Below are 25,244 nucleotides of genomic sequence, written 5' to 3' on the forward strand. Positions count from 1 at the left end.
CACGAAACCGAGCGCGTGGTTGACCCGGATCATGTGGACGTTCTCGGTCCCGGTCGAAGTCTGGAAGCACTCCAGCTCAAGATGTTCGGCCACCAGCCACTCGGCCATCGCCGCTTTAATCGCGAATCCGAGGCCACGGCCCCGGTGGGCGGCAAGCACGGCGGTCGATCTCCTGGCAATCCGCGATGACGCGATAATATGCGGCGAGGTCCGCCGAGGTGGCGGTGCGGCTTTGGAACGTCTCGACTTCAGCCTCCATCAGTACCACTCTCCTCCGTCGTGGGTGGGAACGTCCGGTCGACAGTTTCCCGGAGACCCGCGCCACCGAATCGGGCTCCATCACGTTCGTGACGCCTGGGCGGCGGTCATGGCCTCGGAGCCGCGGGCCTCTTCGTGGTCCGCCCCAGGCCCCGGTATCGGACTGCGCCTCTTCCCGGCGCCAGGCAAGGCGACGAGCAGAACAGCCGCTCCGAGGAGCGTGATGACCGCGATCCAGCCCGCGCCGACGTGCATAGCGTGGATGAACGCGTCATCAGCAGCCTGAGCAAGGGTGGGCCGGTTAGTGGCGGTGGCGACGTGGCGGGCCTGCTCGGCGGAGATTCGCGCCTGATCCCGCACCGGACCGGGCACGCCCTCCAGCGAAGGTTCGATCGCACGTCGGTACACGATCGACAGGATCGAGCCGCCCACTGCGATTCCGACCACGCTGCCGGTTTGGCGCACGGTGTTGGTGATGGCCGATCCCGCACCGGCCCGGTCCAGCGGCAGGTCGCCGATCAGCGCGGCCGTGACGGGGCCGATCACCATGCCGATTGAGAGGCCCTGCACCAACAACAGGATCTCGATCCAGACGAGCGGGGTTTGCAGTCCGAGAAACCCGTACCCGCCCATGGTCAGCGCAGCCACGGTCAGCGCCGGCACGGCGACCGGGCGTAGCGACAGACGGCGGACCAGTCGCGTGGCAAGGGGCGCTCCCACGAGCGCGCCGAGTGCGGTCGGGATAGTGGCCAGACCCGCCTTCATCGGCGAGAACCCGAGCGCACCTTGCAGGTAGAACGCGTTGTAGAAGGTGATGGCGGCCACTGCGAAGAGCAGCAACCCGAGCGCCACGTTGCCGCCACCGAATGTGCGTTGTGCGAGCAGTCGCGGATCAAAGCTGGGCGCCTTGACACGCAGTTCGACGAGCACGAAACCGGCCAGCAGCACCAGGCCGACAACGATCGGCGCCCAGACATCGGCACGACTCCACGCAGTCACCTGCCCCGCCCGGATCAGCCCGTAGGCCAACGCCACGAGCCCACCGATCGACAGCAACATCCCAGCGGGGTCCAGTGGCCGCAGGGTGGGACTGCGGAAATTCGGAACCAGCAGGGCGAGCCCGATCAGCGCCAGTGCCGCGACCGGGACGTTGATCAGGAAGACCGAGCCCCACCAGAAGTGATCGAGCAGGAACCCCGCCAGCACCGGTCCGATAGCCATTCCGACACCGGCCGACGTCGAGAAAATGCCGATCGCGGCAGCCCGTGCGGGGCCGGTGAAGGTCCACATGAGGATGGCCAGCATTGCGGGTGTGATCAGCGCGCTGCCCACCCCCATCGCAGCTCGAGCTGCGATCAGCTGGCCCGCATCGTTCGCGTACGCCGCCCACAGCGACGCCCCGGCGAAGATCGCCAACCCACTGGAGAACACAGTCCGATGACCGAACCGATCGCCCAATGCGCCTGCGGTGAACATCAACGTGGCGAAGGCCAGGGTGTACGAACCGGTCGCCCACTGCAACTCACCGGGATCGGCCCCCAGTCCACGGACCGGGTCGGCAAGGGTCTCCAGCGCGGTACTCAGGACAGTATTGTCCAACCAGATCAGCAGGGAACAAACCATAAGAACGGCAAGAATCAACTGCTGCCTGAACTTAGGCAGCGTCGGAGGCGTAGTCATGAACACCTTAGATATCGATCAGCGAGAACCCGAACGACCATAAGCCGCCCTCCGAGACACTGTCAAGCTCACAGTTTCCAATCAAAACCGTTGCGCCCGAACGGATTATGTGCCCTTTTCCGCGCTTGCAGAGTGAACAAATTTGTGCCCTCTGGCAGATTTGCCAACTGAAGAATTTCATAACTTCCGGGGGTTGCGACCGAGCGGCCTCGTGACCTGGCACCCGTCAGTTCCGGTCCCCGTCAGCGCTGTCTGCGTAAGCGCGGGCTTGGAGGCGGCGCAGTTCGGCGTACAGGCCGTCGCTCCGCATCAGGTCGTCGTGCCCGCCTGCCTCCACGAGCCGACCGCCCGCCACGACCAGGATCAGGTCGGCCGAGCGCACCGTGGAGAACCGGTGCGACACCAGCAGCGTGATGGCACCGCTGCGCGCAGCTGAGCGGCGGGCCTGTTCGATGTAGCGCTCGAACAGGGCGTGCTCGGCCTCGGCGTCCATCGCCGAGGTGGGTTCGTCCAACACCAGCAGCAGTGGTTGCTCGCGCATGAACGCCCGGCCGAGGGCCAGTTTCTGCCATTGGCCGCCGGACAGCTCTACGCCGTCGCCGTAGCTCTTGCCCAACTGGGTGTCCAGACCGTCGTCGAGCCGCGCGAGCAGGTTGTCCGCACGGGCGCGGTCGAGTGCCCTGAGGACCGCTTCGTCGGCCCTCGTCGACGCCAGGGCAGCCAGATCGCCAACGCCTACCGCCTCGCGGGCCGTCAGCTCCCAGCGCACTGCATCCTGAAACCCTGCGGCCAGCCGAGCCCGCCACGCCGACGCCGGTATGCGGTCCAGGTCCACGCCGTCGACCAGGAGCTGCCCGGCGGACGGCCGGTAGAAGCCGCACAGCAGCTTCACCAGCGTCGTCTTGCCCGCGCCGTTCTCGCCGACGATCGCCACGGTCGAACCCGCCGGCAGGTGAACCGTCACGTCCCGCAGCACCGGATTGGCGTCCTCGGTGTAGGCGAACGTCACGTCCACCAGGTCGATCCCGTGCCGCAGCCGCTCGGGTGGCCGCTGGTCCTCGGGCTCGGCGGGCGCCGCCTCCACCGCGGTGAGTTCGTCGAGCCGGCCGAACGTCGCGGCCAGCCGTTGAAGATCTGCCACCGACGACACAGTGCTCGCCACCTGCTGGTTGACCTGCGCGGCCAGCGTGATGGACAGCACGACGTCGCCGACGGTGCTGCGGCCCTGCACCGCGTCCCGCACCACCAGCAGCACCCCGCCCGCGTACGCGGCGGCGAACACGACCTGTCCCGCCGCACGCAACAGGCCGGCACCGGCGTGCGCACCGGCCAGGCCGCGCGCCGCCTCACCCCACAGCAGGCGGTGGCGTCGCAGCAGTTCCTGCTCCATCCGGAACACGCGCAGCTCGCTCGCCGTGCCCGCGTCGGTGGTGAGCTTGAACAGGGACGTGGCCAGCCTGGTCGGTTCGGCGGCCCGCACCTTGGCCCGGTCGAGGACGCGTTCGGCGCGGTGGCTGGTCAGCAGTGGGACGACGGCCAGCGGCAGCAGCACTAGCAGCAGCGGGTTGAGCCCGGCGAGCAGCACCGCCGTGATGCCCATCGCGAGCACCATGCCCGCGATGCCCAACAGCGCGTGCACGGCCGTGTTGAACCGACTCAGGTCGCGCAGCACCAGGTCCAGTTTGTCGGCGTGGTCGGCACGTTCGTGCGCCCGCAGGCCGCGCGAGTCGGTCGCCGACGCGATCAGCCGCTGGTCGAGTTCGAGCAGGCTCAGCTCGGACAGCTCGAAGTAGGCGATGTGCGCGAAGTGCGCGAGGTTCAACCCGGCGGCGAGCCCGACCGCGACCGCGACACCGGCCAGGACGGCGGCCCGCCCGTCACCGGCGATCACGGCCTCGGTGAACCGCCCCAGCGCGAGCGCGGTCAGGGGCATCGCCGCCGCGCCGGACAGCATCAGCACCACCGCGACGAGGGCCTTGGTCCTGCTCTGCCGCCACGACACAAGGAACACCCTCGTGCAGCTCGTCATGAGCGCCTTCACGACCGCATCCCCTCGTTGAACCGGTCGGCCTGGAGCCGGAAAAGCCGGGCGTACCGGCCGTCGGCGCGCATCAAGTCCTGGTGCGAACCCTGTTCCAGCACCCCGCCGTCCTCCAGCACCACGATCTGGTCGGCCAGGCGCACGGTCGCGAACCGGTGTGAGATCAGGATCGTCGTCACGCCCCTGGTGAGGTCGACGAACTCGTCGTAGAACCGGGCCTCGGCGCGGACGTCGAGGCTGGCGGTCGGCTCGTCGAGGACGAGGACCGAGGCTCCGTGGCGCACGGCGAACAGCGCACGTGCCAGCGCCACCCGCTGCCACTGCCCGCCGGACAGATCCACGCCGTCGCGCATGTGCGCGGCCAAGGGCGTGTCGAGGCCCAGTGGGAGACCGGCGAGCACCTCGTCGAGCCCGGCTCTCCGTGCCACCTCCTCGATGCCCACGCGGTCGTCGGCGTGCTCGACCGCGCCGAAGCCGATGTTCTCCGCGATCGTGGCCTCGTAGCGGAGGTAGTGCTGGAAGATCACACCGAGCTGACGCCGCCACCTCGCCACGTCGACGGTCCGGATGTCCACGCCGTCCACGCGCACCGCACCGGTCGTCGGGTCGTGCAGCCGTGCCAACAGCTTCACCAGGGTCGTCTTGCCGGCGCCGTTCAGCCCGACCACCGCGGTGCACTTGCCGACGGGGATGTCCAGGTGGAGGCCGTCGAACACCGGTCGGGTGCCGCCGGGATAGCCGAACCCCACACGGTCGAACCGGAGGAGCGACGACGGTGTCGGCGCGGAGGAGCTCCCCGGCTGGTCGAGGTGCCGGGCCACACCGCGCTCGAATGCCGCGGCGGAGGTGAGCGCGTCCATCCCGAACTGGGTCGACATGTCCGACTCGGGGTAGGCGTCGCCGAGCCGGGACGCGGCGATGGTCGCCTGGAGCACCAGCGCCATCTCGGTCAGCGTGAGCCCGCCGCGCGAACTCGTCAGGCCCAGCACGCCCAGCACCGCGGATGTCACCAACAGGCCGAACGCCGTGTAGCGCAGGTACGGGGCCAGGTAGACCTGCCTGCGGTAGGCCCATGTCGGCACCATCCAGGCGAGGTACGCCTCGCGGTAGCGCTCTCCCAGCCACTCGGCCAGGCCGAAGACCCGGGTCTCCTTGGCCACCGCGGCGCTGGTCGACAGCTCACGCAGGTACCACGTCCGGCGCCGGTCGGGCAGGTGCCGGCGCAGGAGGTTCGAGTACTTGCGCAGGCCACCGCGCTGGCCGTAACGGAAGGTCATGGTGGCGACGACGACGCCGAGCGCCGCGAGCCACGAGAACAACACGCCGATGGCCACCGCGAAGCCCACCAGCTGGAGGTACCTGGCGAGCAGCGCCAGCAGACCGGCGTACGCGTCGCCCGGTCCCTGCCACCCGGATTCGAGCCGCTGCTTGGCCTCGCCGAGCTCGTCGAGCAGGGCGGCGTCCTCCAGCGGGGCGATGCCGGGGCTGCGCAGGGACGCCGACATGAGCCGGTCGAACGCGTACCCGTCGACCCGCCGCGCCACCACCTCGCCGAGCGCGAACTGGGCGGGTGCGAGCACCTGTTGCGCCAGCAGCACGGCGGTGGAGCCCAGGAACACCGCGACCAGCCCGCCCCAGGCCGGGGAGTCGACGCCGGAGCGCACCGCGTCCGGAATCCGGCCGATCAGGACGCTCGTCTGGACCACGAAGGCCACGGGTAGCAAGCCAAGGACCGCGTTCACCGCGACCAGCGCGACGACCAGCGGCATACCGGCGTGCGGTGTCAGCTTGGCGATCTCCCACCGCGCTCGCACGGCGGCAGACCACGCGCGCGTCGTGCGGCTGATCAGGGAGTCGGAGACGTGTTCAGGAGAGGTTGTCGGCACTAATGCCGCCCTTCCGATCCGGCAGGAGCCGCGGTGCCGCGGTCTGCTGTAGAGCGGATCTTCATGGGTTTAACCGGTTGAGTACAGTGATTTTCGGACCTCTCAAGTGCCGTCCCCGTGGCGGACGTCCTCCTCGCCGGATTGACGGCGGAGGGCTTCGACGTGGACGTCGTGCACGACGGCTTCGACGGCTACTGCCGGAATCCGGCGAGTGCACCGTGCGGGGCGAGCCGGTGCCGTTGCAGCCCAGGGCTGCGGGCGCTGCTGGAGGTGTTGCTGCGCAACCGCAACCGCGTTCTGTCCAAGGACCGCATCCGCAACGCGGTGGGGCTCGAGTCGCCGACCGAGACCAACACTGAGCCAGTTCGTGGAGACCAGCTACGCCTCCGACCTGCTGGACTCCGGCGAGGGATCGGTGTCGGCTACCTCCTGAAGGACAGAGTCGGGGACGTGCGGGAGTTCATCTCCACCCTGCGCAGGGTGGCGGCGGGCGAGACGGTCTTCGACCCGCAGGTGGTGCGCAAGCTGCTGAAGCGCAGCGGCACTCGGTGTCGTCGCGGTCGAACGGTGTCAGGTTCTCGATCAGCGAGTCGTTGGGCGAGGTGGACTCCGACGCCGTCGATGTTGCGTCCGCCGTGTTGAACTACGGTGCTGCCCCTTGTGCCTGCCGATAACTCCACCCGTGCAGGTCAAAGCCGCGCGGAGCTCGAGAAGCCGAAGTGCTCGCATTCGCGTTGCTGCGCTGCTGCGCTGCTGCCAGATCCCACCCCAAGCAGCCCGGCCGCCCACGGACCATCCGGCTCCTGGTGCTGCGCTTGGCACGAGAGAACCCCACGTGGGGCTGCCGCCGCATGCACGTCGAACTCCTCGTACTCGGCATCAAGATCGAAGGCTCCACGTTTCGGTCTTCCTCCGCCCACAGGCCAACGGGCTACGACGTCACCACCACGCTTGACCCCGGACCTGCACATACCGGCGAGACCGCTCACGATCGGCGGCCGGCACGATGGCGCAGTGAACGCGACGACCCGAACCCTGCGTTTGATCGGGTACTGGCTCGGTCCTGAGGCGCCCGGGTGGCCGGACGTTCGGACGTTCGTCGATCCATCACTCGATTCCGCGCTGCGCGATCGAGCGGTGGCCTACCTTCGCGGCGGGAGCGTGTTCGTCGCTGCCGCCGGCACCTCGCTTTGCCGCATCTGCGGACAGATCAACGGTAGCGCGGAGTTGACCGATGGCGTTCGCTTCGTCTGGCCGGAAGGGCTCGCGCACTACGTCGAGGCGCACAACGTCAGACTGCCGGCCGAAGTCACCGCCGCGATGACCATCGCCCCGCAGCCGGTGGACGTCACCGATTTCGAGCGCTGCCTGCTCGACACGAACGAACTGATCATCGACGCAGACTGGTGGCGTGACCTTCAGGGGCACTGAACACTGGCGTGCGGCAGATCGGCGGACAGAGGTCGTGGCGGAGGAAGCGGGTCTGCCGACGGTTCCGCTGGGGTGAGCGCCCGCGGAGCCCGGTGAGTGAGGCACGATCCGTGCCATGAGCGGACCGGACCGGCTCTTGCTGCTGTGGGAAGAACACGTGCGGGCACCGTTCCCGCCGCGCTTTCGCGGTCGGGACATCGACGGCGAGGACATGGTGGTGCTGGACTCGGACATCGCGGGCTGCGTCTCTTCGGCCTTGTCAGGGCACCTCGACGAGCGGCGCCACCGCATCCTCGTCAGGTGTCTTGTGGCCGTCGAGAAGGTCCTGCCGTTGATCGGCGACGACGAACGCGCGTTCGAGTACCACGAGCGCTTGCGGGAGATGGCCGGGTTGGTGGTCCGACTCTGGGACGCCAAGACCGAATAACGGCAGCGGGCCAAGCGCTCATGCCGATTACAGGGTGCTCGTGACGCACGACCGAGCCGGACCTCCGAGCACACCGGACAGTCGGTGGAGCAGATCACCATCGACTTCGACGGGACGGCTGGTTCGCCGGGCCGCCCGAGGCGGTGGCCTACGGCTTGGCCGAGGAAGTGATCGGTGGTCCGGCTGTGGCCCCGGAGTCCGGCACCCCGGCGTAGTCGGGCAGCTCGACGCCGTTGACCGCGCGCCCGACCAGCTCCATGAACCATTCGCCGGCGAAATCGGGGCTCGGCTCGGCGTCCGGCCCGGGTACGTCGCGGCTGCGGGCGTTCAACCGGCCGATCTCCTGGTTGGCCTCGACGAACGAGCGCATGCGCGCCTCGTAGCGGGCGAACCCGGCGGCGGGATCCCACCCGGCGGCGGCCAGTTCACCGGCCAGCAGGTACGCGCCGACCAGTGCCAGCCCGGTGCCCTGTCCGGACATCGGCGACGAGCTGAACGCCGCGTCCCCGAGCAGCCCCACCCGTCCGCTCGACCAGCGGTCCATCACCACCTGGGCGACCTGGTCGAGGTAGAAGTCCGGGGTGTCGTCCAGGTGCGCGAGGATGTCCGGAGTCGACCAGCCCAGGCCCGCCATCCGCTCACGCAGCAGAGCCTTCTGGGCCGCGACGTCACGGTAGTCGACGTCGAAGTCAGCCGAGGCGAAGTAGAACATCGCCATCGCCCGGGTGGCGTCCTGGATGGGTCGTAGGAGGGCTGAGCGCCCGGACTCCTGATCCTGGTACTCGAGCAACCACCGGTCCAGCCCGAACTCGTTGGGCACGCTGTAGAAGGCCAGCACGTGCCCGAGGTGGCGGAGGAACCGCTCATGCGGCCCGAAGACCATCGCCCGCAGCGCCGAGTGCAGCCCGTCGGCCCCGACCACCAGGTCGAAGCGCCGCCGGTCCCCGCCCGCGAAGACCACGTCCACCCCGTCCGCGTCCTGGGTGAGTTCGGCGATCCGGTCGCCGAAGACGTACTCGACACCGTCGCGGGTGTCGTCGTAGAGCACCCGGGACAGGTCCCCGCGCAGGATCTCGATGTCCGCGATGAACCCGTCGCCACCGTCGTCGTTGGCACGGAAGGTCTCCAGCACTTGCCCGTCCGCGTCCACGGTGTACGCACCGGCGGTGTCGGTGCACGCCGCGCGAACCGCCGCGTCCAGCCCCATGCGCCCGATGACCTCCTTGGCCACCCCGCGCGCGTCCACCGCCTGCCCACCGGGACGCAACTCGGGGGCCCGCTCCACCACGGTCACCTCGGCCCCCCGCCGACGCAACCAGTGGGCCAGCGCGGGCCCCGCGATGCTCGCCCCCGCCACCAGAACCCTGATACCGCTCACCGCGCCCCCTGCTCACCGGTCCGGATCTCGGTCCGAATCCTACGGTGATCCGCGGCCGCGGCCGGCGAGTCACCGGCGGTTCCGGCTCGCCGTCCGCGAGCGGCCCGCAGTCCGGCACCTCGGCGGGCTCGTGCTGCGACGGCGGTCCACGCCGCACGGACCCGCGTGTTCAGCGACAGTTCGCCCCATGGCGGACACGCGCTTACTTGATGCGGTCGAGGCGGTCGGTGATGTCGTTCAGCAGTGTCGGTGATGTCGTTCAGCAGTTCAGAGCCAGTCTGCCTCGATTCCGCGGGCACGCAGCATCTCCAGCGCCTCCTCGTTGCCCGTGTAGAGCAGTGTCATCGACTTCAGGTTGGGAAAGTGCCGCAGGTCGGCGAACTCGTCGACGTCGAACAGTCCGTCCTCGCCGTCCCAGTTCGGCGCGATCTCGAGGTAGATCTCGTTGCCGCCGTCCATCTCGATCTCGGTGATCTTCTCCGCAAGCTCGACGGGGACCTCGAGCGCCTCGAAGTAGGCCAGAGCCTCAGGCACCGCCTCGACGCTCCCGGCGTCGTAGGCGAAGCCCTGCTCGGCGGCGTACTCGCGCAGGTCGAACCTCGGCAAGAGGTCCTGGTTGTACATCAGCTCTTGGACGACGGCGAGCTTGAAGTTGGCGTCGGCGAAGGGAATCGGCTGGCTCATACCCGAACCGTATAGGCGGCGATGACACCGCCATCCGGGACGTCATCGTGTTCTTGGCCCACCCGGCGGCCGGGCTGGTGACGGTGGCCTGCCCCATCACGGTGACCAGGACATTCTCGGCGGTGGTGAGGACTGTTCCCCCGTAGGTCCCTACCTCGACGTGCGGTGTGGTGTCCGCGGTGCTCGCATCACGGTTGGCAGCACGTCCGTGGTGGAGTGCGCGGCCAATGGGTGCGGCGGTCCGGGATCACGACCCGCCGCGCAGGATCGAGTTGCCCGCGAACGTGCCGTGCACTTCGGTGTCGTCCATCGCGAGCCGCCCGCTCTGCCCGTAGAACGTGATGGGGTTGAGCCAGAGCACCTTGTCCACATCGGACTGGTCGAAGCCTGCGGCGAGCATGGCCCGTCCGGTGCGGTGGGTCTTGAGCGGGTCGGAGCGGCCCCAGTCTGCGGCGGAGTTGACCAGGATCCGATCGGTGCCGTGCTCACGCAGGATCGCCACCATGCGGTTCTCGTTCATCTTGGTGTCGGGGTAGATGGAGAACCCGAGCCAGCAGCCGGAGTCCGCGACGATCGGCGCGGTGACCTCGTTCAAGAGGAGGCGGTGAGCTGGTGCCGCAGGCAGGCACGGCGGCCAGTACGAGCACGGCCCGCACTCACCGGGCCTGGTGATCCTGGGCCAAGGCGTCGAGCCGGCAGCGTAAAATCGACGCCCGGTCGGTGTTCGTCGACCGGAATGTCCGATGACCGCCACGACGGACAGGGGCACGCATGGACTTCTTCCGACTGTGCGCCCGATGACGCCCGACGGCAACCGCAAGCCGACGCTGGTCGTCGTCGCCGGCCGTCCGGGATCGGGCAAGACGACGCTGGCGCGTTCGCTCGCGCAGACCCTGTCGTGCCCGCTGGTCTCCCGCGACGAGATCAACGAGGGCGTCTACCAGACTTTCGACCACGATCCCAAGCTCCTGACCAAGCAGCACGCGGCCGAGGTGGCCTTCAGCGTGTTCTCCGACGTCATCGGGCTGCTCGTGTCCCACCGCGTGACACTGGTCGTCGAGGCCGCGTTCCAACACCCGCGCTGGCATCGGGTGCTCGAACCGCTCGTTCCACTGGCGGACATGAGGATCGTCCACTGCACGGTCGATCCGCTGCTGGCGCGGCAACGGGTCGTCGACAGGCGCTCCGCACAGCGGAACCCGCGCCGCACCGAACAGGAGCAGACCAAGGACGCGCACACACCGGCCCCGCGCGCTTTCGAGCCGCTGTCGCTGCCCGTGCCGTCGATCCACGTGTCCACAGCAGACGGCTACGAACCGGGCATCGACGAGATCTTGGCGTTCCTGCTGCACCGGTAGGTCAGGCGGTCCGACCAGCGCAGCAGCTGGAAGGCGCTTACCGGCACCGACGTTAGGTGACCTGCTCGGGCCCGGTCGGGCGGGTACGAGGTCGTACCCGCCCGACCGGTCACCCGCCGTGCGACACCGCCAGTCGCGGTGTGGTTACAGCGTTACGGGCTTGCCGCCGAGGGTGACGGCGAGGCGGCCGTCGGCGGCGTAGGACCAGGCCAACGCGCCGGAGTAGGACGCGCACCGGGAGCCGTTCGTTCCCATCCAGAACTGGTTCGACGTGTCGGAGTTGCCGACGATGCGGTCGTTCGTCCCGCTGCCGCTGCGGCAGGACGTGTTGTTGCGGAACACCGACGAGCCGCCGTCGAACGTGTAGTTGCGCTGGGCGTTGTCGATGCTCAGGTTGTTCGACACCGCCATCGAGCCGAGGTTGCGGTTGTAGGTGAAGCCGTGTTTGCCGTTGTCGTAGGCGATGTTGCGGCGGATGATGTGGTTGACGCCGATGTCCTCGCCGCCGAGTTTGTAGCCGTTGCGGTCGCCGTTGCCGGCTTGGCCGCCGTTGCTCAGGGTGCCGTTCTCGTAGGCGAGGGAGTCCTCGATGGTGACCGCGCCGATGGGGCCGGTGTCGGTCTTGGTGTAGAGGTCCCAGCCGTCGTCGATGTTGTTGTGGGCGACGGCGTAGCGGAAGACGTTGCCGGGGCCGGAGGTGAGCTTGGCGGCGAAGCCGTCGGCGTCCTCGCCGTCGGAGTCGGCGTTGTCGTGCGACTCGGCGCTCAGGACGAGGTTGTTGGCCGGCCACTGGTCCTTGGGCGTGGTGGAGAGCATCCGGGAGAGCTGCAACCCGGTGTCGCGGTTGAAGCGCGTGATGGTGCGTTCGAAGATGTTGTTGCTGCCGCCGACGAAGATGCCGTTGTCACCGGCCCGCTCGACCACGATGCCGCGCACGTGCCAGTAGTTGCCGTTCACGGCCAGGCCGCGGTTGGCCGGGTCCTCGGCCTGGGCCGAGAAGTTGAGCACCGGGGTCTCGCCGGGCTGGGCGTACAGCTTCTTGAGAGCGCCTGAGGCGCCGTTGTTGCCCTGGGCGATGGTGACGGTCTGCGAGAACGGGTAGTTCCCGCCGCGCAGGAAGATCGTGCCGCCCTGGGTGACCCGGGTGATCGCCGAGGTCAGCGTCGTCGGATCGGCCTGGGTACCGGTTGCGCTGTCGCGACCGTTGGGCGCGACGTACAGCGTGCCCGTGGGCGGGTTCGACGTCGTGGTGGTCGTGGTGGTCGTGGTGGTGGACGTCGTCGTGCTGGTGGACGTCGAGGTCGACGTCGACGTAGAGGTCGACGTAGAGGTGTCGGTGGGCACGCCGGTGCAGACGACGCCGTTGAGCTTGAACGAGGTCGGGACAGGATTGGAGCCGGTCCACGAGCCGTTGAAGCCCGGCGTCACCGACGCGCCCGTGCCCAGCGAGCCGTTCCAGGACGCGTTGCGCACCGCCACCGCGCTGCCTGACTGGGTGAACTCACCGCCCCACAGCTGCGTGACCTGCTGACCCGCGGCGAAGTTCCACTCCAGGGTCCAACCCGACACCGCGTCACCCAGGTTGGTCACCGTGACGTTGGCGCCGAACCCGCCCTGCCACTGGCTCGTCACGGTGTAGTCCACCCGGCAGCCGGCCGCCGCCCCAGCACTCGTGCCACCAGCAGCCACCATCAACGCCGACACCGCCACGGCGGACGCGGCAGCGGCCACAGCCGTGCCCCAGCGGGCCGATCGGGTTGTGCGCCTGACCATGCGCGGATTCATGCATCGCCTCCTTGCGAGCAGGGACCGGAACGTCCGAAAAATCCACCCGGAGCACTCCTCCGAAGAATTCAACCGGACGTTTCCCGGACTTCCAAGAAAATTCACGGGCATGAACACCGCCGAATACCGACGGTGTTCCGTTCGACCTGTTCACGATGCGACTGGGCGCATGTCGGAACCCGACTTCGCCGCCGACTCGCGAACCCTGCCGTCCACCTCCGGTGATCACCACCCGAAGAGATGACGCAGGACACGAGGGCGGTGATTTCGCGCCGCGTCGGCATTGCGGACCGTCACCGCATCACCGGACTGGGTGAACCCACGCCCCACAACTGCGCAACCTTCCGCCCCGCTGTGAATGACCACTCCAAGGTCCAACCCGACACCGCTCACCTATGCACAGACTCATGCGTCGCCTCCTTGCGAACAGCACTCCTGCACAGCGGTCCCACAACGACGCGGACCACCGCCGACTGGCGGAAGTCAGCAGTGATCACCAGGACCTGGGAACGCTCCCAGGGAGCATGGCGCAACTTTTCGAGAATGGCAACAAAATTCACATTTATGAACGACCGGCGTCGCTCCGATCGAGAGTGCGAACGGGTCTGTCAAACGAGTGGCTCTGCGCGTCGGCGGCAGTCGGCGTGTTCCTGTTCGGTATTGCGCTCACCTGCGCCACCTTTTCCGCGCAATCGGCCATAGTCGGGCTGGACCGACTACCGCGTCGGCCATCTACGTCGGAAAACACCTGAGTCCGTTATCATGGGAACATGATCTTCGGATACGCGCGAGCGTCGACCGCGGACCTGCTCGGTGCGCCGCATTCGCCGGCGCACGGCCACCTCGGCCGCCTCCCCGCCGGCGCATCGGCATGAGCGGGCCCGAAGGAACCGATCCCACCGAGGTGCAAGCCTCATCGACGACGCCGGAGCGTCGAGGTCGGGCTTTCGCGGACTGGCGGTTCGTGGCACCGCCGGTCGCCGTGGCGGTGATGGCCGCCTCTTGGGGCCGCGATGTGCCCTCGCCGTTGCTTGTGGCCATCGCTCTGGTCCTGGGTGCCGCAGTGCTGGCCGCGGTGCATCACGCCGAAGTGGCCGCGCATCGCGTCGGCGAGCCCTTCGGGTCGCTGCTGCTGGCCGTCGCCGTCACGGTCATCGAGGTCGGCCTGATCGTGACCCTGGTGATCGCAGGGGGCACCGGTGCGGCCTCACTGGCCCGTGACACCGTCTTCGCCGCCGTGATGATCACCTGTAACGGAATCCTGGGCCTGTCGTTGTTGATCGGCGCCGTGAAGTTCCGGCTCGCCGTGTTCAACGCCGAGGGCACCGGCGCTGCCCTGTCCACCGTCGCCACCCTCGCTGTCGTCTGCCTCGTGCTGCCCACGTTCACCACCGCCCGGTCCGGGCCCGAGTTCTCCCCGGCGCAGCTGACGTTCGCCGCTGTGGCGTCGCTCGTCCTCTACGCCACGTTCGTCAGCACCCAGACCGTGCGCCACCGCGACTTCTTCCTGCCCGTCACCAGCGATGGCGTGGTCGTCAACGACGCCGACGGCGACGACCACGCCGACCCGCCCACCAACCGCGCCGCTGTCACGAGCGTGGCGCTGCTGCTCGTCGCGCTCGTCGCGGTCGTCGGCCTGGCCAAAGTGCTGTCCCCCGCGATCGAGGAAACCGTCAGCGGTCTCGGCCTGCCGCACGCGTTCGTCGGCGTGGTCATCGCCTTGCTCGTGCTGCTGCCCGAGACCCTCGCCGCAGCCAACGCCGCCCGCCGCAACCGCATCCAGGTCAGCCTCAACCTCGCCCTGGGCTCCGCCATGGCCAGCATCGGCCTGACCATCCCGGTGATCGCCATCACGACGATCTGGCTACCCGGGCCTCTGCTGCTCGGCCTCGGCGCGAACCAGATCGTCCTGCTCTCGATCACCATCGTCGTCGCCACCCTGACCGTCGTTCCCGGTCGAGCGACCCGACTGCAAGGGCTCGTCCACCTCATCCTGCTCGGCGCGTTCCTCCTCCTTGCCGCCAACCCCTGACCGAGAAGCCCCAGTCAGGAGAAGAGGATGAACCCGCCCGCCACCACCGTGACCAGGCACAGGAAACCGCCGAACAGCAGTGATCGGTTCGCATCGGACGACGAAGCGAGCTGAGCGTTTTCCGGGCTGTCCGGGCGGTAGACCAGTGGCACCTGCGTGCCGACCGTCACCGATCGGCTCGGGCTGCTGACGACGACCTGGATGCGGCGGTGGTTCCAGTCGGGGAACTCGACCACGGTCTGCCGCTCCTCCTCGTCCCCTTCACCGAACACCCGTACGACCGTGCCCGTCGCGGCAACGCCGTCCCCTCGCAATGCGTTCAGCGATCGGAGTCGGCGGATGCCGTAGCCGATCATGAGCACACCGGGGAACTGTATGGCCAGGGCGACGAGCCACGTCATCGCCGAGTCGGCGTCGGGGCTGAACAGGGGCGACTCGGACGACTGCGGCAACACACCGGTCACCAGCAGCAGGCCGAGGGCCAGGAACACGGAGCACACGAGCGCCCCCAGAACGAGCGAACCACGTCGTGTCTCCGACCCGGCCAACCGGGCTTTGCGGGGGTCGTCCGCGAGGTAGGCCACCGCGACCTGGTTCCCCAGCGGGACGAACTTATTCTGCCCGCCCCAACTCGGGCTGTACTGAACCGGCCGCCCATGCCGGTCGGAGAACTCGATCACCGGGCGGTCGACGCTGCCCGACCCGCGCAGGTGCCCCGTGACGGTTCCCGTTGTCCGGACGCCGTTCCGGCGCAACCGCGCCAGCAGCAAGAACTCCCGGCAGATCGCCCAAAAGCCCAGCAGCGCGACACCCGTGAGGATTACAGCGAACACCTGCAACGAGATCCCCTCCCCCTTTGCACCCATCATGCCCAATCCGGCCGTCCGGCGCGGGAAGTCCGGCCGGCGTGGCGGTATCGGCCCGAGCGGGATGGGCGTGAATCCCCCTGGCAGGTAGGGTCGTCCGCGTGGATCTGGACGACACCGCCGCCCGGCTCGGAGTACCCGTCGAGGACGTTGAACGCGTGCACCGGCTCGCCGGCGACCGACCGTCGGCTCCGCTGCCCGCCAAGGCCGACGCGCCCGCGATCCTCGACCGGCTCGCGGTGCGGCCGGACGACGCCGCCGAGATCATGGCGGGCTGGCCCGACCCCGACTCTCCACTGTGGACCCCCGATCTGCGCTGGCTGCTCGACCGCTCGATCGCCCTGGTCCGCGCCGATCTCGGGGGCCACGCCTGGCTGCCGCCCGGTCCGGAGCTGCCGCGCGAACGCGGCCCCGCCTGGCGGCATCTCTACGTGTACGCGTACCTGGCCCTGGTCGACGTCGTCACGGCGTACCACCGCGACCACGGCATCGCCGAAGCCGTGTCGTGGACGACACTCGCGGACCTGGGCCGCAACCTCGCGGTCGACCGGCGGATGCACCGTGAGGGCTGGCCGGTCATGCAGAGCTGGCTGACGCTGCACGCGCGCGGCAGCGTCTACGAGCTGGGCCGGCTACAGCACGAGCGCGGCGACACCGCCATCAACCTGCACATCCCCGAGGCGGGGCCGATGACCCCGGAGGCGGTCGCGGCGTCGCTCGACGAGGCCCGCGCGTTCTTCCCGCGCCATTTTCCCGACGAGCGCTACACGGCGTTCGCCTGCGGCTCTTGGCTGCTCGACCCGCAACTGCGGGAGTACCTGCCCGAGGACTCCAACATCGTCCGTTTCCAGCGGAGGTTCGAGCTGGAGCCCTACGAGAAGCCGGAAGGGCTGGACGCCGACGTCGAGGTGCTGCGGTTCGTGTTCCGATCCCTGAGCACACCGCTCGACCAACTGCCGCGCCGCACCGCGCTCCAGCGCGCGGTCGTCGACCACCTCAAGGCCGGCCGCCACTGGTACTGGCGCCGCGGCAGCTTCCCGATCTAGGCGGAACGGCGCCACGGGCGTCCCCAAGAACCTGATCTTCGCACGGGCAGTGCGGGACCCCGGTCTCGTGACTGGGTAACGTCGACGCGTGCGCACCCGGGAACGGCGCGTAGCCGAGGCGATCACGGCCTACTTGGCGCGGGACGGACATGATCCGCGCGCGCTCGCCCGTGTGGTCGGCGAGGCGCTCGGTGCGACCGGCTGCGCGCTGATCATCGACGGGCACCGCTACCAGTGGGGCGACGGCGGTGGGTCGTGGCGGGAGCACGACATCGGCTACGGCGGCGCGGTGGCGGGTGTTCTGGCCGTTGCCCCGGAGTCGGTCGGTTCGCTGTCCGCGGTCGCTGCGGTGCTCGGTGCGCCGGTGGCGGCCCTGCGGCTGGTCGAGGAGACCGATCGGTTGCGCCGTGACGGTGACGCCGCGGCGCTGGTGCTGGCCGACGAGCGGTGGCGGGCGGCGGCCGAGATGGAGCAGGAGCGCCGCGGCCTGGAACGGGACCTGCACGACGGCGCGCAGCACCACCTGGTCTCGCTGCGCATGTCGCTGGCGCTGGTCGAGCACGCGATCAGCACGGGTGCCGGCCGGGAACGGGTCGCGGATCTGGTGGCACGGCTGGACGAGACCGAACGGGTGCTGGTCGACACCGCGACCGGGATCCTGCCCGGCGCGCTGGTGGCCGGCGGTGTCGCACTGGCGCTGCGCACGGAGCTGGCCCGCCATGACGAGGTGACGCTGGACAGCGCGGGTCTGCGTCGCCGTTACCCGGTGCCGGTCGAGTCGGCGGTCTACTTCGTCGTGCTGGAAGCGGTGAACAACGCGCGCAAGCACGCCGAGGGCGCGTGGGTCACGGTCACCGTGCGGGACGGCTACCGGGGCTTGGAGTTCACCGTCGCCGATGGCGGGCCGGGTTTCGTGATGGCGACGCCGAATGCGGGCTTGCCCAACCTCACCGCGCGTGCCGCGTCGGTCGGTGGTGTCGTGGAAGTCCGATCGGTGCCGGGGGTGGGCACCACGGTCAGCGGCGTCGTCCCGTTCTGACCGTTCTGACCGTTCACGCCGTTCTGACCGTTCACGGGGTGAACAGGCCTTCGGCGGTGCGCACGAGGACCTCGCAGGCGACGCGGTCACGGCCGCCGGACGCGGGGTGTTCGGCGTGCGCGCGCCAGCGGGTCACCTCGTCACGGGCCCTGGACCTGATCTCGTCGGTCGTGGCCCCCTCGGGCAGACCGAGCCTGCTGCGCGGGTCGACGCCGTCCGCGCCCAGCAGGCGGGCCGCCGAGGAAACGACGCCGCGCAGCAGATCACCGCGTTCGAGGTCTTGGAGCAGGTCCAGTTCGGCGAACTCGTGGGCGTCGACGCCGACCCGTTCGACCGCCCAGCGCAACCGGTGGTCGCCGGGTAGTGCGCGGACCAGCTCGGTCATCGCCGCCACCGCCCGGCGTGCGGCGATCGCCGGGCCATGTGCGGCCATCGCCGAGACCAGCACGGCATCGACGCCACTGAGGGGACCGTCGTCGGCGAGGAACTCCTCGGCGGGCACCCGGTCCGCGGGCGCGTCGACGACCAGCACGGCGACACCCCGCGCCGCGACGGTCTCGGCGGCAACGGTCTGCGCGGCGACACCCCGCGCGGCAACGGCCTGGGCGGCAACGGTCTGCGCGGCGACACCCTGCGCGGCGAACTCCGGGTCCGGCCCGACGACCGCTAGCCGGGGCGGCATGGTCAACCGCTCTGCGACGGCGTCCCACGCCGCCCGCTCCGGCAGACCTTCGGTCGCTGTCTGCCCCTCACGCACGAGGTCGCGCACCTGTCGGTAGATGGCGCTGCGTGCCACCACCGCGGGGTCGAACCTGGTCACCGTGACCGGCTCCGTCCGCTCCGCGAGCCGCACGGTGACCACCGCGGATCCGTCGACGACCCCGCACGTCATCTCCCCGCCTAGAACCGCGACCCGCTCGATGTCGTGGCCCAGCGCGGTGAACAGGTCGTCGGCGGTCAGCGGACCGGCGGCCGTGACGCGAGCCAACAAAGCGTCGTCGCGGCCGAGGGCCACCGTGACCGCTTGCGCGTGTTCCCGGCCCGCCAAGAGGTTCAGCGCGGACGCGACCGCGTGGTAGAAGCCGGACTCCAGTTGCCAGCCCACCCGCGGCCCGAGGTCGCCGGTGAAGCCGACCGGGCGGGGCAGGGTCGCGGCCAGCTCCTCCAACGCCGCGCGCGCACCCCGGTCGGGCAGCATCGCCGGGAACACGCCGCGCACCACGCTGCGGAAGTCGTCGATCAGCTCGTCGAGCGCCTCCTGGGCCGCTTCGAGCCCGGTGCCCTCCTCGGCGACCGCGCGCAGCAACGTCCGCACCCCGGCGAGGTCGCGCAGGGTCGTCGTGGTGATCGCCCCGACCAGCCGTTGCCGCTCGAGGTCCCGGACTCGCGCGAGCCGTGTCCGGGCGGTGCCGAACTCGGCGCGCAGTCGGCGTGCCCGCAGGTCCGCCGCGTCCCGGTCGGCGCGCAGCCGCTCCAACCGAACCGCCGTGCCGAGCCAGACGGCGGTGTCGCGGAGCATCGCGCGCGCCTCGTCGTCCCACCGGCTCGGTGCCATGACGAACACCGATCCGCCGCCGTCGACCCGGGCCACGCCGACGGCGTCGACGACGCTGGACACATCGGGCGGCCACGACTCGACCACGACGTGGGTCCGCCCGGACGGCACCGCGTAGGCGACCTCGCCGCCGACGCCCTCGGCGAGGTTGCGGACGAGCGCGGCGGTCAGCAGCTGCGGGGGCTCGGCGGCGGCTACCTCGTACGGCGCCCGGTAGCCGGACATGAGCCTGCGCAGCCTCGGGACCAACGCCCGCCCGCCGTTCACGAGACCGGTCCGCCGATCCGTCCCGTCTGGAGGTAGGCCAGCACCGCGAGCACCCGGCGGTGGTGCACGGTGGCGTCACCGGGAAGGCCGAGCTTGGTGAAGATGGCCGCGATGTTCTTCTCCACGGCCTTGGTCGAGATGAACAGCTCCCCCGCGATCGCGTTGTTCGCGCGGCCCTCAGCCATCAGCCGGAGCACGTCCAGCTCGCGTTCGCTCAGCGCGGCGATCGGGGTGTCGGCGTGCCGGGCGCCGCCCTGGACCAGCCGCTTGGCCAGGACCGGCTCGATGACGATCTCCCCGTCGGCGATGCGGTTCAGCGTGTCGCCGAGGACCTGCACGCCCGCGACGCGTTCCTTGAGCCGGTAGCCGATCCGCTCGGAGCCGATCTCCAGCACCCGCATCAGGTAGTGCGTCTCGGCGTAGTGCGACAACAGCAGCAGGCCGATCTCGGGGCGCAGCGCGCGCACGCGTTCCGCGGTGACCAGCCCGCCTTCCGGGCCGGGTGGCATCCGGATGTCGAGGACGGCGACGTCGACCGGGTCGTCGGCGATGGCGGCGACCAGCGCGTCGCCGTCGAGGTAGGAGCCGGCGACCTCGTGCCCGGCCGCTTGCAGCAGCAGCGCCAGGCCTTCCCGGAACAGCGCGCCGTCCTCGGCGATCGCTACCCGCATCGCAGCACCGCCCGGTGCTCGCGCGGCGGCGAGCCGCCTGGTTGCCGGTCGGTGATGTTCACCCGGATGATCCGCCGTCCCCGTACACGCACCCGCACCACGCTACCGGGAGGCAACGTGGCGAAGTAGTCGGCGACGAGCAGGCCGGCCCGCGACCCGGTTTCCGCGTCGAGCGCGCCGCGCGGAAGGTCGAGCAGCAGGCTCAGCCCCAGTCGTTCGGCGACGGCCAGCAGTCCGGGCCCGAGACCGGCGGAGGCCAGCACGGGTGGGTAGATCTCCGACCCGACCTGGCGCAGGTGGTCCACGACGCGCTGGACCCGGTGTTGTGCGGCGGCGAGCTTCGCCTCCACCTCCGGGTCGTCGACCAAGGCCGAGATCATGCCCAGTTCCAGTGCAAGCGTCGAGATCTCGGACACCGCACCGTCGTGCAACGTCCGCTCGATGCCGTGGCGCAGTCGCGTGGCGGCATGGTCGGGTGGCCGGAGCGCCCCCGCCAGGAGGGCACCGGTCCGGCGCATCCAGCGGACCACGCAGTACACCCGACCAGGCTCGTCGCGTGGCGATCGCCGGGGCAAGGGTGCTGCCCCTCTACGCGGGTAGGGCTGTCCCCACTACCGATCTTCGCCGGTCTGTGATCGGCCCGCTGCGCGCTGTGATTCACTATGCGCTTCGTGGGGTTTCAACTACTCGCGGAAATGCGAGCGTTCGTGGTCGAATTTGTGGATCTGTGACTTCTGTTGACAGGCCGGTCGCCAGCGGGGTGGGAACGTATGTTCGGTAGCCTGGTCGGATGGCTTCGGTGATCCAGGCGTTCCGGTTCGCGCTGGATCCCGCTTCGGCCCAGGACGCCGTGCTGCGGTCGCATTGCGGTGGGCAGCGGTACGCGTTCAACTGGGGGTTGGCGCGGGTGAAGGCGAACCTGGACCAGCGGGCTGCCGAGAGGACCTACGGGACGGTCGCGGACGGGTTGACGCCGTCGGTGTCGTGGTCGGCCTACAGCCTGCGCAAAGCCTGGAACCAGGCCAAGGACGAGGTCGCCCCGTGGTGGGCGGAGAACTCGAAGGAAGCCTATTCGTCCGGTCTGGTCAATCTCGCGACCGCGCCGGGTAACTGGGCCGACTGCGGGACGGGCAGGCGGAAGGGCCGCCGGCTCGGGTTCCCCGGGTTCAAGGGGAAGCGGTCCGGCCTGTCCTGCCGGTTCACCACCGGCGCGTTCGGCCTCACCGACCGGGACCGGCGGCACGTGAAGCTGCCCCGCATCGGACTCGTGCGCACCCACGAGTCGACCCGCGAGCTCGCCCGTCACGTCGAGCGCGGCACCGCCCGAATCCGCTCCGCGAGCGTGTCCCACCGGGCCGGGCGGTGGTTCGTGGCGTTCTCCGTGGAGATCACCCGCGCCGACCCCGCGCCCACGCGGCCCGACACAACGGTGGGTGTCGATCTCGGCGTCACATCGTTGGCGGTGCTGTCGACCGGCGAGACCGTCCCGAACCCACGCCACCTGGAGTCGGCGCTGCGGGAACTGCGTCGCCTGCAACGCCGGGCCGCCCGCCGCGTCGGCCCCGACCGCCGCACCCGCCGGCAGCCCTCCGCCCGGTGGCGCAACACCCAGGCCCGTATCGGCCGTCTGCACACGCAGGTCGCGAACGCCCGCCGGGACGGCCTGCACAAGCTGTCCACCCGCCTGGTGCGCACTTACGGCACGGTCGTCGTCGAGGATCTGAACGTGTCCGGCATGACGCGCAACCGGCGGCTGGCCAGGCACGTCGCCGGGGTGGGTATGGCCGAACCCCGGCGGCAGATCGAGTACAAAGCCACATGGTCGGGTGTGAACGTGCACGTCGCCGACCGGTGGTACCCGAGCTCCAAGACGTGTTCGGCCTGTGGCGTGGTGAAAGCCAAGCTGCGCCTGTCCGAACGCGTGTACCACTGCGACGCGTGCGATCTGGTCCTGGACCGGGACCTCAACGCCGCGCGCAACCTCGCCGCGCTCGCGCAACGCGAGACGTCCTCCCCGAGTTGCGGGGCGACGGCAAACGAGCCCGATGGAAACCCACGTAAGACCCGCACCACGCGGGCAACGGGTACCACCACGGGAAGACCCGCACCAACCGATGCAGGCCAACGCCGACGCCGCAAGGCGACGGCTGCCTGAACACAGTGGACTCACGTTGACTCACACTTCAGGTAACGGTGTCGTGCGCTACGCGGTGGGGATCGATCTCGGCACCACGTTCGCTTCCGCCGCGGTCTCTGACGCGGCGGGGACGCGGATGGTGCCGCTGTCGCCGGAGATGGTCGTTCCGTCGCTGGCCTACTGCGCGCCGGACGGCACGTTGCTGACCGGCACGGCCGCCGCGGACGCCCCCGCCGATCCCCAGCGGCTGGGTCGCGGGTTCAAGCGCAGGCTCGGCGACCCGACACCGCTGTTGCTCGGTGGTCGCGCCTACACCCCGACCGCGCTGATGGCCGCGCAGCTGCGGGCCGTGCTCGACCAGGTCACCGACGCGATGGGCGGTCCGCCGGCGTCGATCGTGCTGACCTGCCCGGCGATCTGGGGACCCTACCGGCGGGAGCAGTTCGCCGAGGTGCCCCGGCTGGCGGACGTCACGGACTTCCAGCTGGTCACCGAGCCCGAAGCGGCGGCCACGCACTACAGCCGCGAACGCGCGCTCGGCGACGGCGAGGTGGTCGCGGTGTACGACCTCGGCGGCGGCACGCTCGACACCACCGTGCTGCGGATGCGCTCGGGCGGCATGGAGATCCTGGGCACGCCGGAGGGCTTGGAGCACCTCGGCGGCATGGACCTCGACGACGCGCTGTTCGCCCACCTCGACGAGCGGCTGGACGGCGCGATCGGCCGGCTCGACCCGACCGACCCGGCGGAAGCCTCGGCGCTGGCCCGGATCCGCGCGCTGTGCGTGCACACCAAGACCGAGTTGTCGACCGAGCCGGACGTCGCGCTGACCGTGCCGCTGCCGTCCCGGCCGCGCGAGCTGACGATCACCCGACCGGAGTTCGACGCGGTGATCCGGCCGTCGCTGGAGCTGACCGTCGGCGCGCTGAGGCGCACGGTCGCGTCAGCGGGGTTACGCGACGACGAACTCTCCGCTGTGCTGCTCGCGGGCGGCTCGTCCCGGGTTCCGCTGGTGCGGCAACTGCTGTCCGAGGCGTTCGACAAGCCGGTACGGGCGGCCCACCACCCGAAGTTCACCGTGGCGCTCGGCGCGGCCGCGCTCGCGGCACGCGCACTGGCCGACCCGCAGCCGGACCACTCCCCCGACGGCGTCGACACCGCGCCGTCGACCGAGCAGCAACCCCGCCGGCCGAAGCGGCTGGTGCCGATGGCCCTCGCGGCGCTCGCGGTGGCCGCCGCCCTGGTCGTCGTCCTGGTCACGACCACGAGAACCACGACGACCGCCACCACCACGACACCCACGGCGACCACGACGACCACCCCGGTCACCACGACCACCGAGGCGCCGCCCGAGTCCCGGTCCACCACACCCTCCCCGGTGTCCACGAAGAACGCCCCGACCACGACCTCGGCGCCGGCGGCGGCTGCGCCATCATCCGCGCGGTCCGCGGCACCACCCCCGCCGACCGAGAAGAAGGTCTACTCCGAGCCGCCTCCCAAGGCGATCAAGCTCCGCAACGAGGCGACCAACATGTGTGTGGGGATCCGCGGCGCCGACGCGGGCACACCGACGAACAACGTCCTCAGGCAGTCAAGGTGTGACGAGCACCCCGACGCCAACCAGAAGTGGTTCTACACCGTCCCCCACTCCAAGGCGGGACCCAATGGCAGCGACCTGCTGATGTTCTCCCACATCCACGACGCCAACGACAACGCCTGGTATTGCTTCGACCTGCCCGCGTTCGGCCGGCAGCCCGCCGGGACCAAGGTCGTGGTGTCCGCCTGCAACGGCAACCTGAACGACAACCAGCAGTGGTGGCTGGACCGGGACGCGGCGAGCGGCACCGTCCGGATCCGCAACCACGCCGCCGACGGCCGTTGCCTGGCGCTGGAGCGCGACGAAGCCTGGCCGGAGGGCGCACCGGTGACGATCGAGGAGTGCGCCGACAGCACCTCCCGCTGGTTCATGGTGGAGACCTCCGGGCCCTGACCGCCCGAGCAGTGTCGACCGACGACCCGGGCGCCACCCCCGCTCCGCTGCGCCGTAGGGATATCCCTACCCACGAACGCGGGGCAGCACCCCGACGTTGAGGGATGACCCCAGCGACTTCCCCGCCCGACAACGGGACGCTGTGCCTACCAAGGCAAGGCGACACGGGGAGTCCAGGTGATGGTCAGCATCGGCGAGGCGGTGACCCTCGAGCGGAGGATCGCCGCGGTTGCCGCGATTCGCGACAACGTGGTGGCGGGCAGGTTGTCGCTCGACCCGGAGGCGGGCGACAAGATCCTGTCGATGTTGCGCGACCAGATGGACCGGGTGGACGCCTGGTTGCGGGGGACGCGGCAGCTCGCACGTCGCGCGCCGCTGGGCCGCAATCCGGTCGGGCAGGCGATGGCGGTCAAGTTCGAACACCGGGCGGGCGCCGCCGACGGCAGCCTGTCGTTGGCGGGCGTGCTGACGCCGTACCGCCTCGTGCTGGCAGAAGCCCACGCCGCGGTGGACCAGGCCATGAAGCTGTACCGGCGGACCGAAGAGGACCAGATCAGCAGCTTCCGGCAGTTGGCGGACGGGAGCGGCCCGTACCTCAGGCCGACAGGCCGCGTCGACCGTCTCGTCGACGCCCACGCCCCGGAAGCGGTCCCCGGCGGTACCCGCATGGTCACGCCGCGGCCCATCAGCCCCGACCAGTGAGAACGGACAAG

The 25,244-nt window shown here is 69.9% G+C and carries 20 protein-coding genes and 1 pseudogene; 10 read left to right on the forward strand and 11 right to left on the reverse strand.

Going from position 1 to position 25,244, the window contains the following annotated elements; genetic code table 11:
* Nucleotides 1-339: 339 nt before the first annotated feature.
* The 3 genes from F4560_RS14030 to F4560_RS14040 all read right to left on the reverse strand — a co-directional run bounded on the left by F4560_RS14030 (nt 340) and on the right by F4560_RS14040 (nt 5,793).
* On the reverse strand, nt 340-1,938 hold the full coding sequence (locus tag F4560_RS14030; RefSeq protein ID WP_221483486.1) for an MFS transporter: 1,599 nt from the start codon (nt 1,936-1,938) through the stop codon (nt 340-342).
* A 226-nt stretch (nt 1,939-2,164) separates the two neighbouring features.
* Entirely contained in the window at nt 2,165-3,979 is a 1,815-nt protein-coding gene (locus F4560_RS14035) for an ABC transporter ATP-binding protein (protein ID WP_312869302.1), read from the reverse strand.
* Entirely contained in the window at nt 3,976-5,793 is a 1,818-nt protein-coding gene (locus F4560_RS14040) for an ABC transporter ATP-binding protein (protein ID WP_312869303.1), read from the reverse strand. Before F4560_RS14040 ends, F4560_RS14035 begins: the two co-directional genes overlap by 4 nt.
* A 189-nt stretch (nt 5,794-5,982) precedes the next feature.
* Here F4560_RS14040 and F4560_RS46545 point away from each other — a divergent pair, with 189 nt between their 5' ends.
* The 3 genes from F4560_RS46545 (at nt 5,983) to F4560_RS14055 (ending at nt 7,723) form a co-directional block, all read left to right on the forward strand.
* Nucleotides 5,983-6,507: a hypothetical protein gene (locus F4560_RS46545; RefSeq protein ID WP_221483487.1), complete on the forward strand. Its 525-nt coding sequence runs from the start codon at nt 5,983-5,985 to the stop codon at nt 6,505-6,507.
* Between the two features lie 372 nt (nt 6,508-6,879).
* On the forward strand, nt 6,880-7,296 hold the full coding sequence (locus tag F4560_RS14050) for a hypothetical protein (RefSeq protein WP_184920216.1): 417 nt from the start codon (nt 6,880-6,882) through the stop codon (nt 7,294-7,296).
* Between the two features lie 115 nt (nt 7,297-7,411).
* The gene (locus F4560_RS14055) at nt 7,412-7,723 is read left to right on the forward strand and encodes a hypothetical protein (RefSeq protein ID WP_184920218.1); all 312 of its coding nucleotides are present in this window, start codon (nt 7,412-7,414) and stop codon (nt 7,721-7,723) included.
* 148 nt (nt 7,724-7,871) lie between these two features.
* On the opposite strand, the gene F4560_RS14060 is transcribed toward F4560_RS14055, so the two are convergent.
* The 3 genes and pseudogenes from F4560_RS14060 to F4560_RS14070 all read right to left on the reverse strand — a co-directional run.
* Nucleotides 7,872-9,101 carry an FAD-dependent monooxygenase gene (locus tag F4560_RS14060; RefSeq protein ID WP_184920220.1) on the reverse strand — a complete coding sequence of 410 codons (1,230 nt, stop codon included), beginning with the start codon at nt 9,099-9,101 and terminating at the stop codon, nt 7,872-7,874.
* Nucleotides 9,102-9,368: 267 nt separating this feature from the next.
* A complete protein-coding gene (locus F4560_RS14065; protein WP_184920222.1) occupies nt 9,369-9,785 on the reverse strand; it encodes a DUF6892 domain-containing protein in 417 nt (138 codons plus the stop codon).
* A gap of 247 nt (nt 9,786-10,032) precedes the next feature.
* Nucleotides 10,033-10,380, reverse strand: a pseudogene (locus F4560_RS14070) (TatD family hydrolase); the annotation flags it as partial.
* Nucleotides 10,381-10,582: 202 nt separating this feature from the next.
* Here F4560_RS14070 and F4560_RS14075 point away from each other — a divergent pair.
* Complete coding sequence (locus tag F4560_RS14075) at nt 10,583-11,143, forward strand: zeta toxin family protein (protein WP_184920224.1); 561 nt, start codon at nt 10,583-10,585, stop codon at nt 11,141-11,143.
* A 144-nt stretch (nt 11,144-11,287) separates the two neighbouring features.
* Here the strand turns inward: F4560_RS14075 and F4560_RS14080 are convergent, their stop codons facing one another.
* Nucleotides 11,288-12,928 carry a cellulose-binding domain-containing protein gene (locus F4560_RS14080; RefSeq protein WP_246477795.1) on the reverse strand — a complete coding sequence of 547 codons (1,641 nt, stop codon included), beginning with the start codon at nt 12,926-12,928 and terminating at the stop codon, nt 11,288-11,290.
* 991 nt (nt 12,929-13,919) lie between these two features.
* Between F4560_RS14080 and F4560_RS14085 the strand changes: the two genes are divergently transcribed.
* A complete protein-coding gene (locus F4560_RS14085; RefSeq protein WP_246478407.1) occupies nt 13,920-14,960 on the forward strand; it encodes a calcium:cation antiporter in 1,041 nt (346 codons plus the stop codon).
* Between the two features lie 14 nt (nt 14,961-14,974).
* On the opposite strand, the gene F4560_RS14090 is transcribed toward F4560_RS14085, so the two are convergent.
* Nucleotides 14,975-15,829, reverse strand: a complete 855-nt coding sequence (locus F4560_RS14090) for a DUF3592 domain-containing protein (RefSeq protein ID WP_184920228.1) — start codon at nt 15,827-15,829, stop codon at nt 14,975-14,977.
* A gap of 98 nt (nt 15,830-15,927) precedes the next feature.
* On the opposite strand from F4560_RS14090, the gene F4560_RS14095 reads away from it, so the two are divergent.
* Complete coding sequence (locus F4560_RS14095) at nt 15,928-16,872, forward strand: acyltransferase domain-containing protein (RefSeq protein ID WP_184920230.1); 945 nt, start codon at nt 15,928-15,930, stop codon at nt 16,870-16,872.
* Nucleotides 16,873-16,960: 88 nt separating this feature from the next.
* Nucleotides 16,961-17,911 carry a sensor histidine kinase gene (locus tag F4560_RS46145; RefSeq protein ID WP_184920233.1) on the forward strand — a complete coding sequence of 317 codons (951 nt, stop codon included), beginning with the start codon at nt 16,961-16,963 and terminating at the stop codon, nt 17,909-17,911.
* A gap of 31 nt (nt 17,912-17,942) precedes the next feature.
* On the opposite strand, the gene F4560_RS14105 is transcribed toward F4560_RS46145, so the two are convergent.
* The 3 genes from F4560_RS14105 to F4560_RS14115 are packed head-to-tail and all read right to left on the reverse strand — an operon-like array spanning nt 17,943 to nt 20,922.
* Nucleotides 17,943-19,733 carry a hypothetical protein gene (locus F4560_RS14105; RefSeq protein ID WP_184920235.1) on the reverse strand — a complete coding sequence of 597 codons (1,791 nt, stop codon included), beginning with the start codon at nt 19,731-19,733 and terminating at the stop codon, nt 17,943-17,945.
* On the reverse strand, nt 19,730-20,404 hold the full coding sequence (locus tag F4560_RS14110; protein WP_184920237.1) for a response regulator transcription factor: 675 nt from the start codon (nt 20,402-20,404) through the stop codon (nt 19,730-19,732). The genes F4560_RS14105 and F4560_RS14110 overlap by 4 nt, the downstream gene beginning before the upstream one ends.
* Complete coding sequence (locus F4560_RS14115) at nt 20,395-20,922, reverse strand: histidine kinase (RefSeq protein ID WP_184920239.1); 528 nt, start codon at nt 20,920-20,922, stop codon at nt 20,395-20,397. Before F4560_RS14115 ends, F4560_RS14110 begins: the two co-directional genes overlap by 10 nt.
* A 272-nt stretch (nt 20,923-21,194) precedes the next feature.
* On the opposite strand from F4560_RS14115, the gene tnpB reads away from it, so the two are divergent.
* The 3 genes from tnpB to F4560_RS14130 all read left to right on the forward strand — a co-directional run bounded on the left by tnpB (nt 21,195) and on the right by F4560_RS14130 (nt 25,233).
* Nucleotides 21,195-22,559 (forward strand): IS607 family element RNA-guided endonuclease TnpB, encoded by a 1,365-nt coding sequence (gene tnpB / locus F4560_RS14120; RefSeq protein WP_184920240.1) that lies wholly within the window; start codon nt 21,195-21,197, stop codon nt 22,557-22,559.
* Nucleotides 22,560-22,602: 43 nt separating this feature from the next.
* Entirely contained in the window at nt 22,603-24,531 is a 1,929-nt protein-coding gene (locus F4560_RS14125) for an Hsp70 family protein (RefSeq protein ID WP_184920242.1), read from the forward strand.
* 177 nt (nt 24,532-24,708) lie between these two features.
* The gene (locus F4560_RS14130; RefSeq protein WP_184920244.1) at nt 24,709-25,233 is read left to right on the forward strand and encodes a hypothetical protein; all 525 of its coding nucleotides are present in this window, start codon (nt 24,709-24,711) and stop codon (nt 25,231-25,233) included.
* Nucleotides 25,234-25,244: the final 11 nt, after the last annotated feature.

Source organism: Saccharothrix ecbatanensis, from assembly GCF_014205015.1.
Lineage (GTDB): Bacteria > Actinomycetota > Actinomycetes > Mycobacteriales > Pseudonocardiaceae > Actinosynnema > Actinosynnema ecbatanense.

Excerpts from the sequence above, each read along its gene's own strand:
- F4560_RS14030 (WP_221483486.1), bottom strand. The coding sequence starts at position 1,938 with ATGACTACGCCTCCGACGCTGCCTAAGTTCAGGCAGCAGTTGATTCTT.
- F4560_RS14055 (WP_184920218.1), top strand. The coding sequence starts at position 7,412 with ATGAGCGGACCGGACCGGCTCTTGCTGCTGTGGGAAGAACACGTGCGG.
- F4560_RS14065 (WP_184920222.1), bottom strand. The coding sequence starts at position 9,785 with ATGAGCCAGCCGATTCCCTTCGCCGACGCCAACTTCAAGCTCGCCGTC.
- F4560_RS14075 (WP_184920224.1), top strand. The coding sequence starts at position 10,583 with ATGACGCCCGACGGCAACCGCAAGCCGACGCTGGTCGTCGTCGCCGGC.
- F4560_RS14080 (WP_246477795.1), bottom strand. The coding sequence starts at position 12,928 with ATGAATCCGCGCATGGTCAGGCGCACAACCCGATCGGCCCGCTGGGGC.
- F4560_RS14085 (WP_246478407.1), top strand. The coding sequence starts at position 13,920 with ATGGCCGCCTCTTGGGGCCGCGATGTGCCCTCGCCGTTGCTTGTGGCC.
- F4560_RS14090 (WP_184920228.1), bottom strand. The coding sequence starts at position 15,829 with ATGATGGGTGCAAAGGGGGAGGGGATCTCGTTGCAGGTGTTCGCTGTA.
- F4560_RS14110 (WP_184920237.1), bottom strand. The coding sequence starts at position 20,404 with ATGCGGGTAGCGATCGCCGAGGACGGCGCGCTGTTCCGGGAAGGCCTG.
- F4560_RS14115 (WP_184920239.1), bottom strand. The coding sequence starts at position 20,922 with ATGCGCCGGACCGGTGCCCTCCTGGCGGGGGCGCTCCGGCCACCCGAC.
- tnpB (WP_184920240.1), top strand. The coding sequence starts at position 21,195 with ATGGCTTCGGTGATCCAGGCGTTCCGGTTCGCGCTGGATCCCGCTTCG.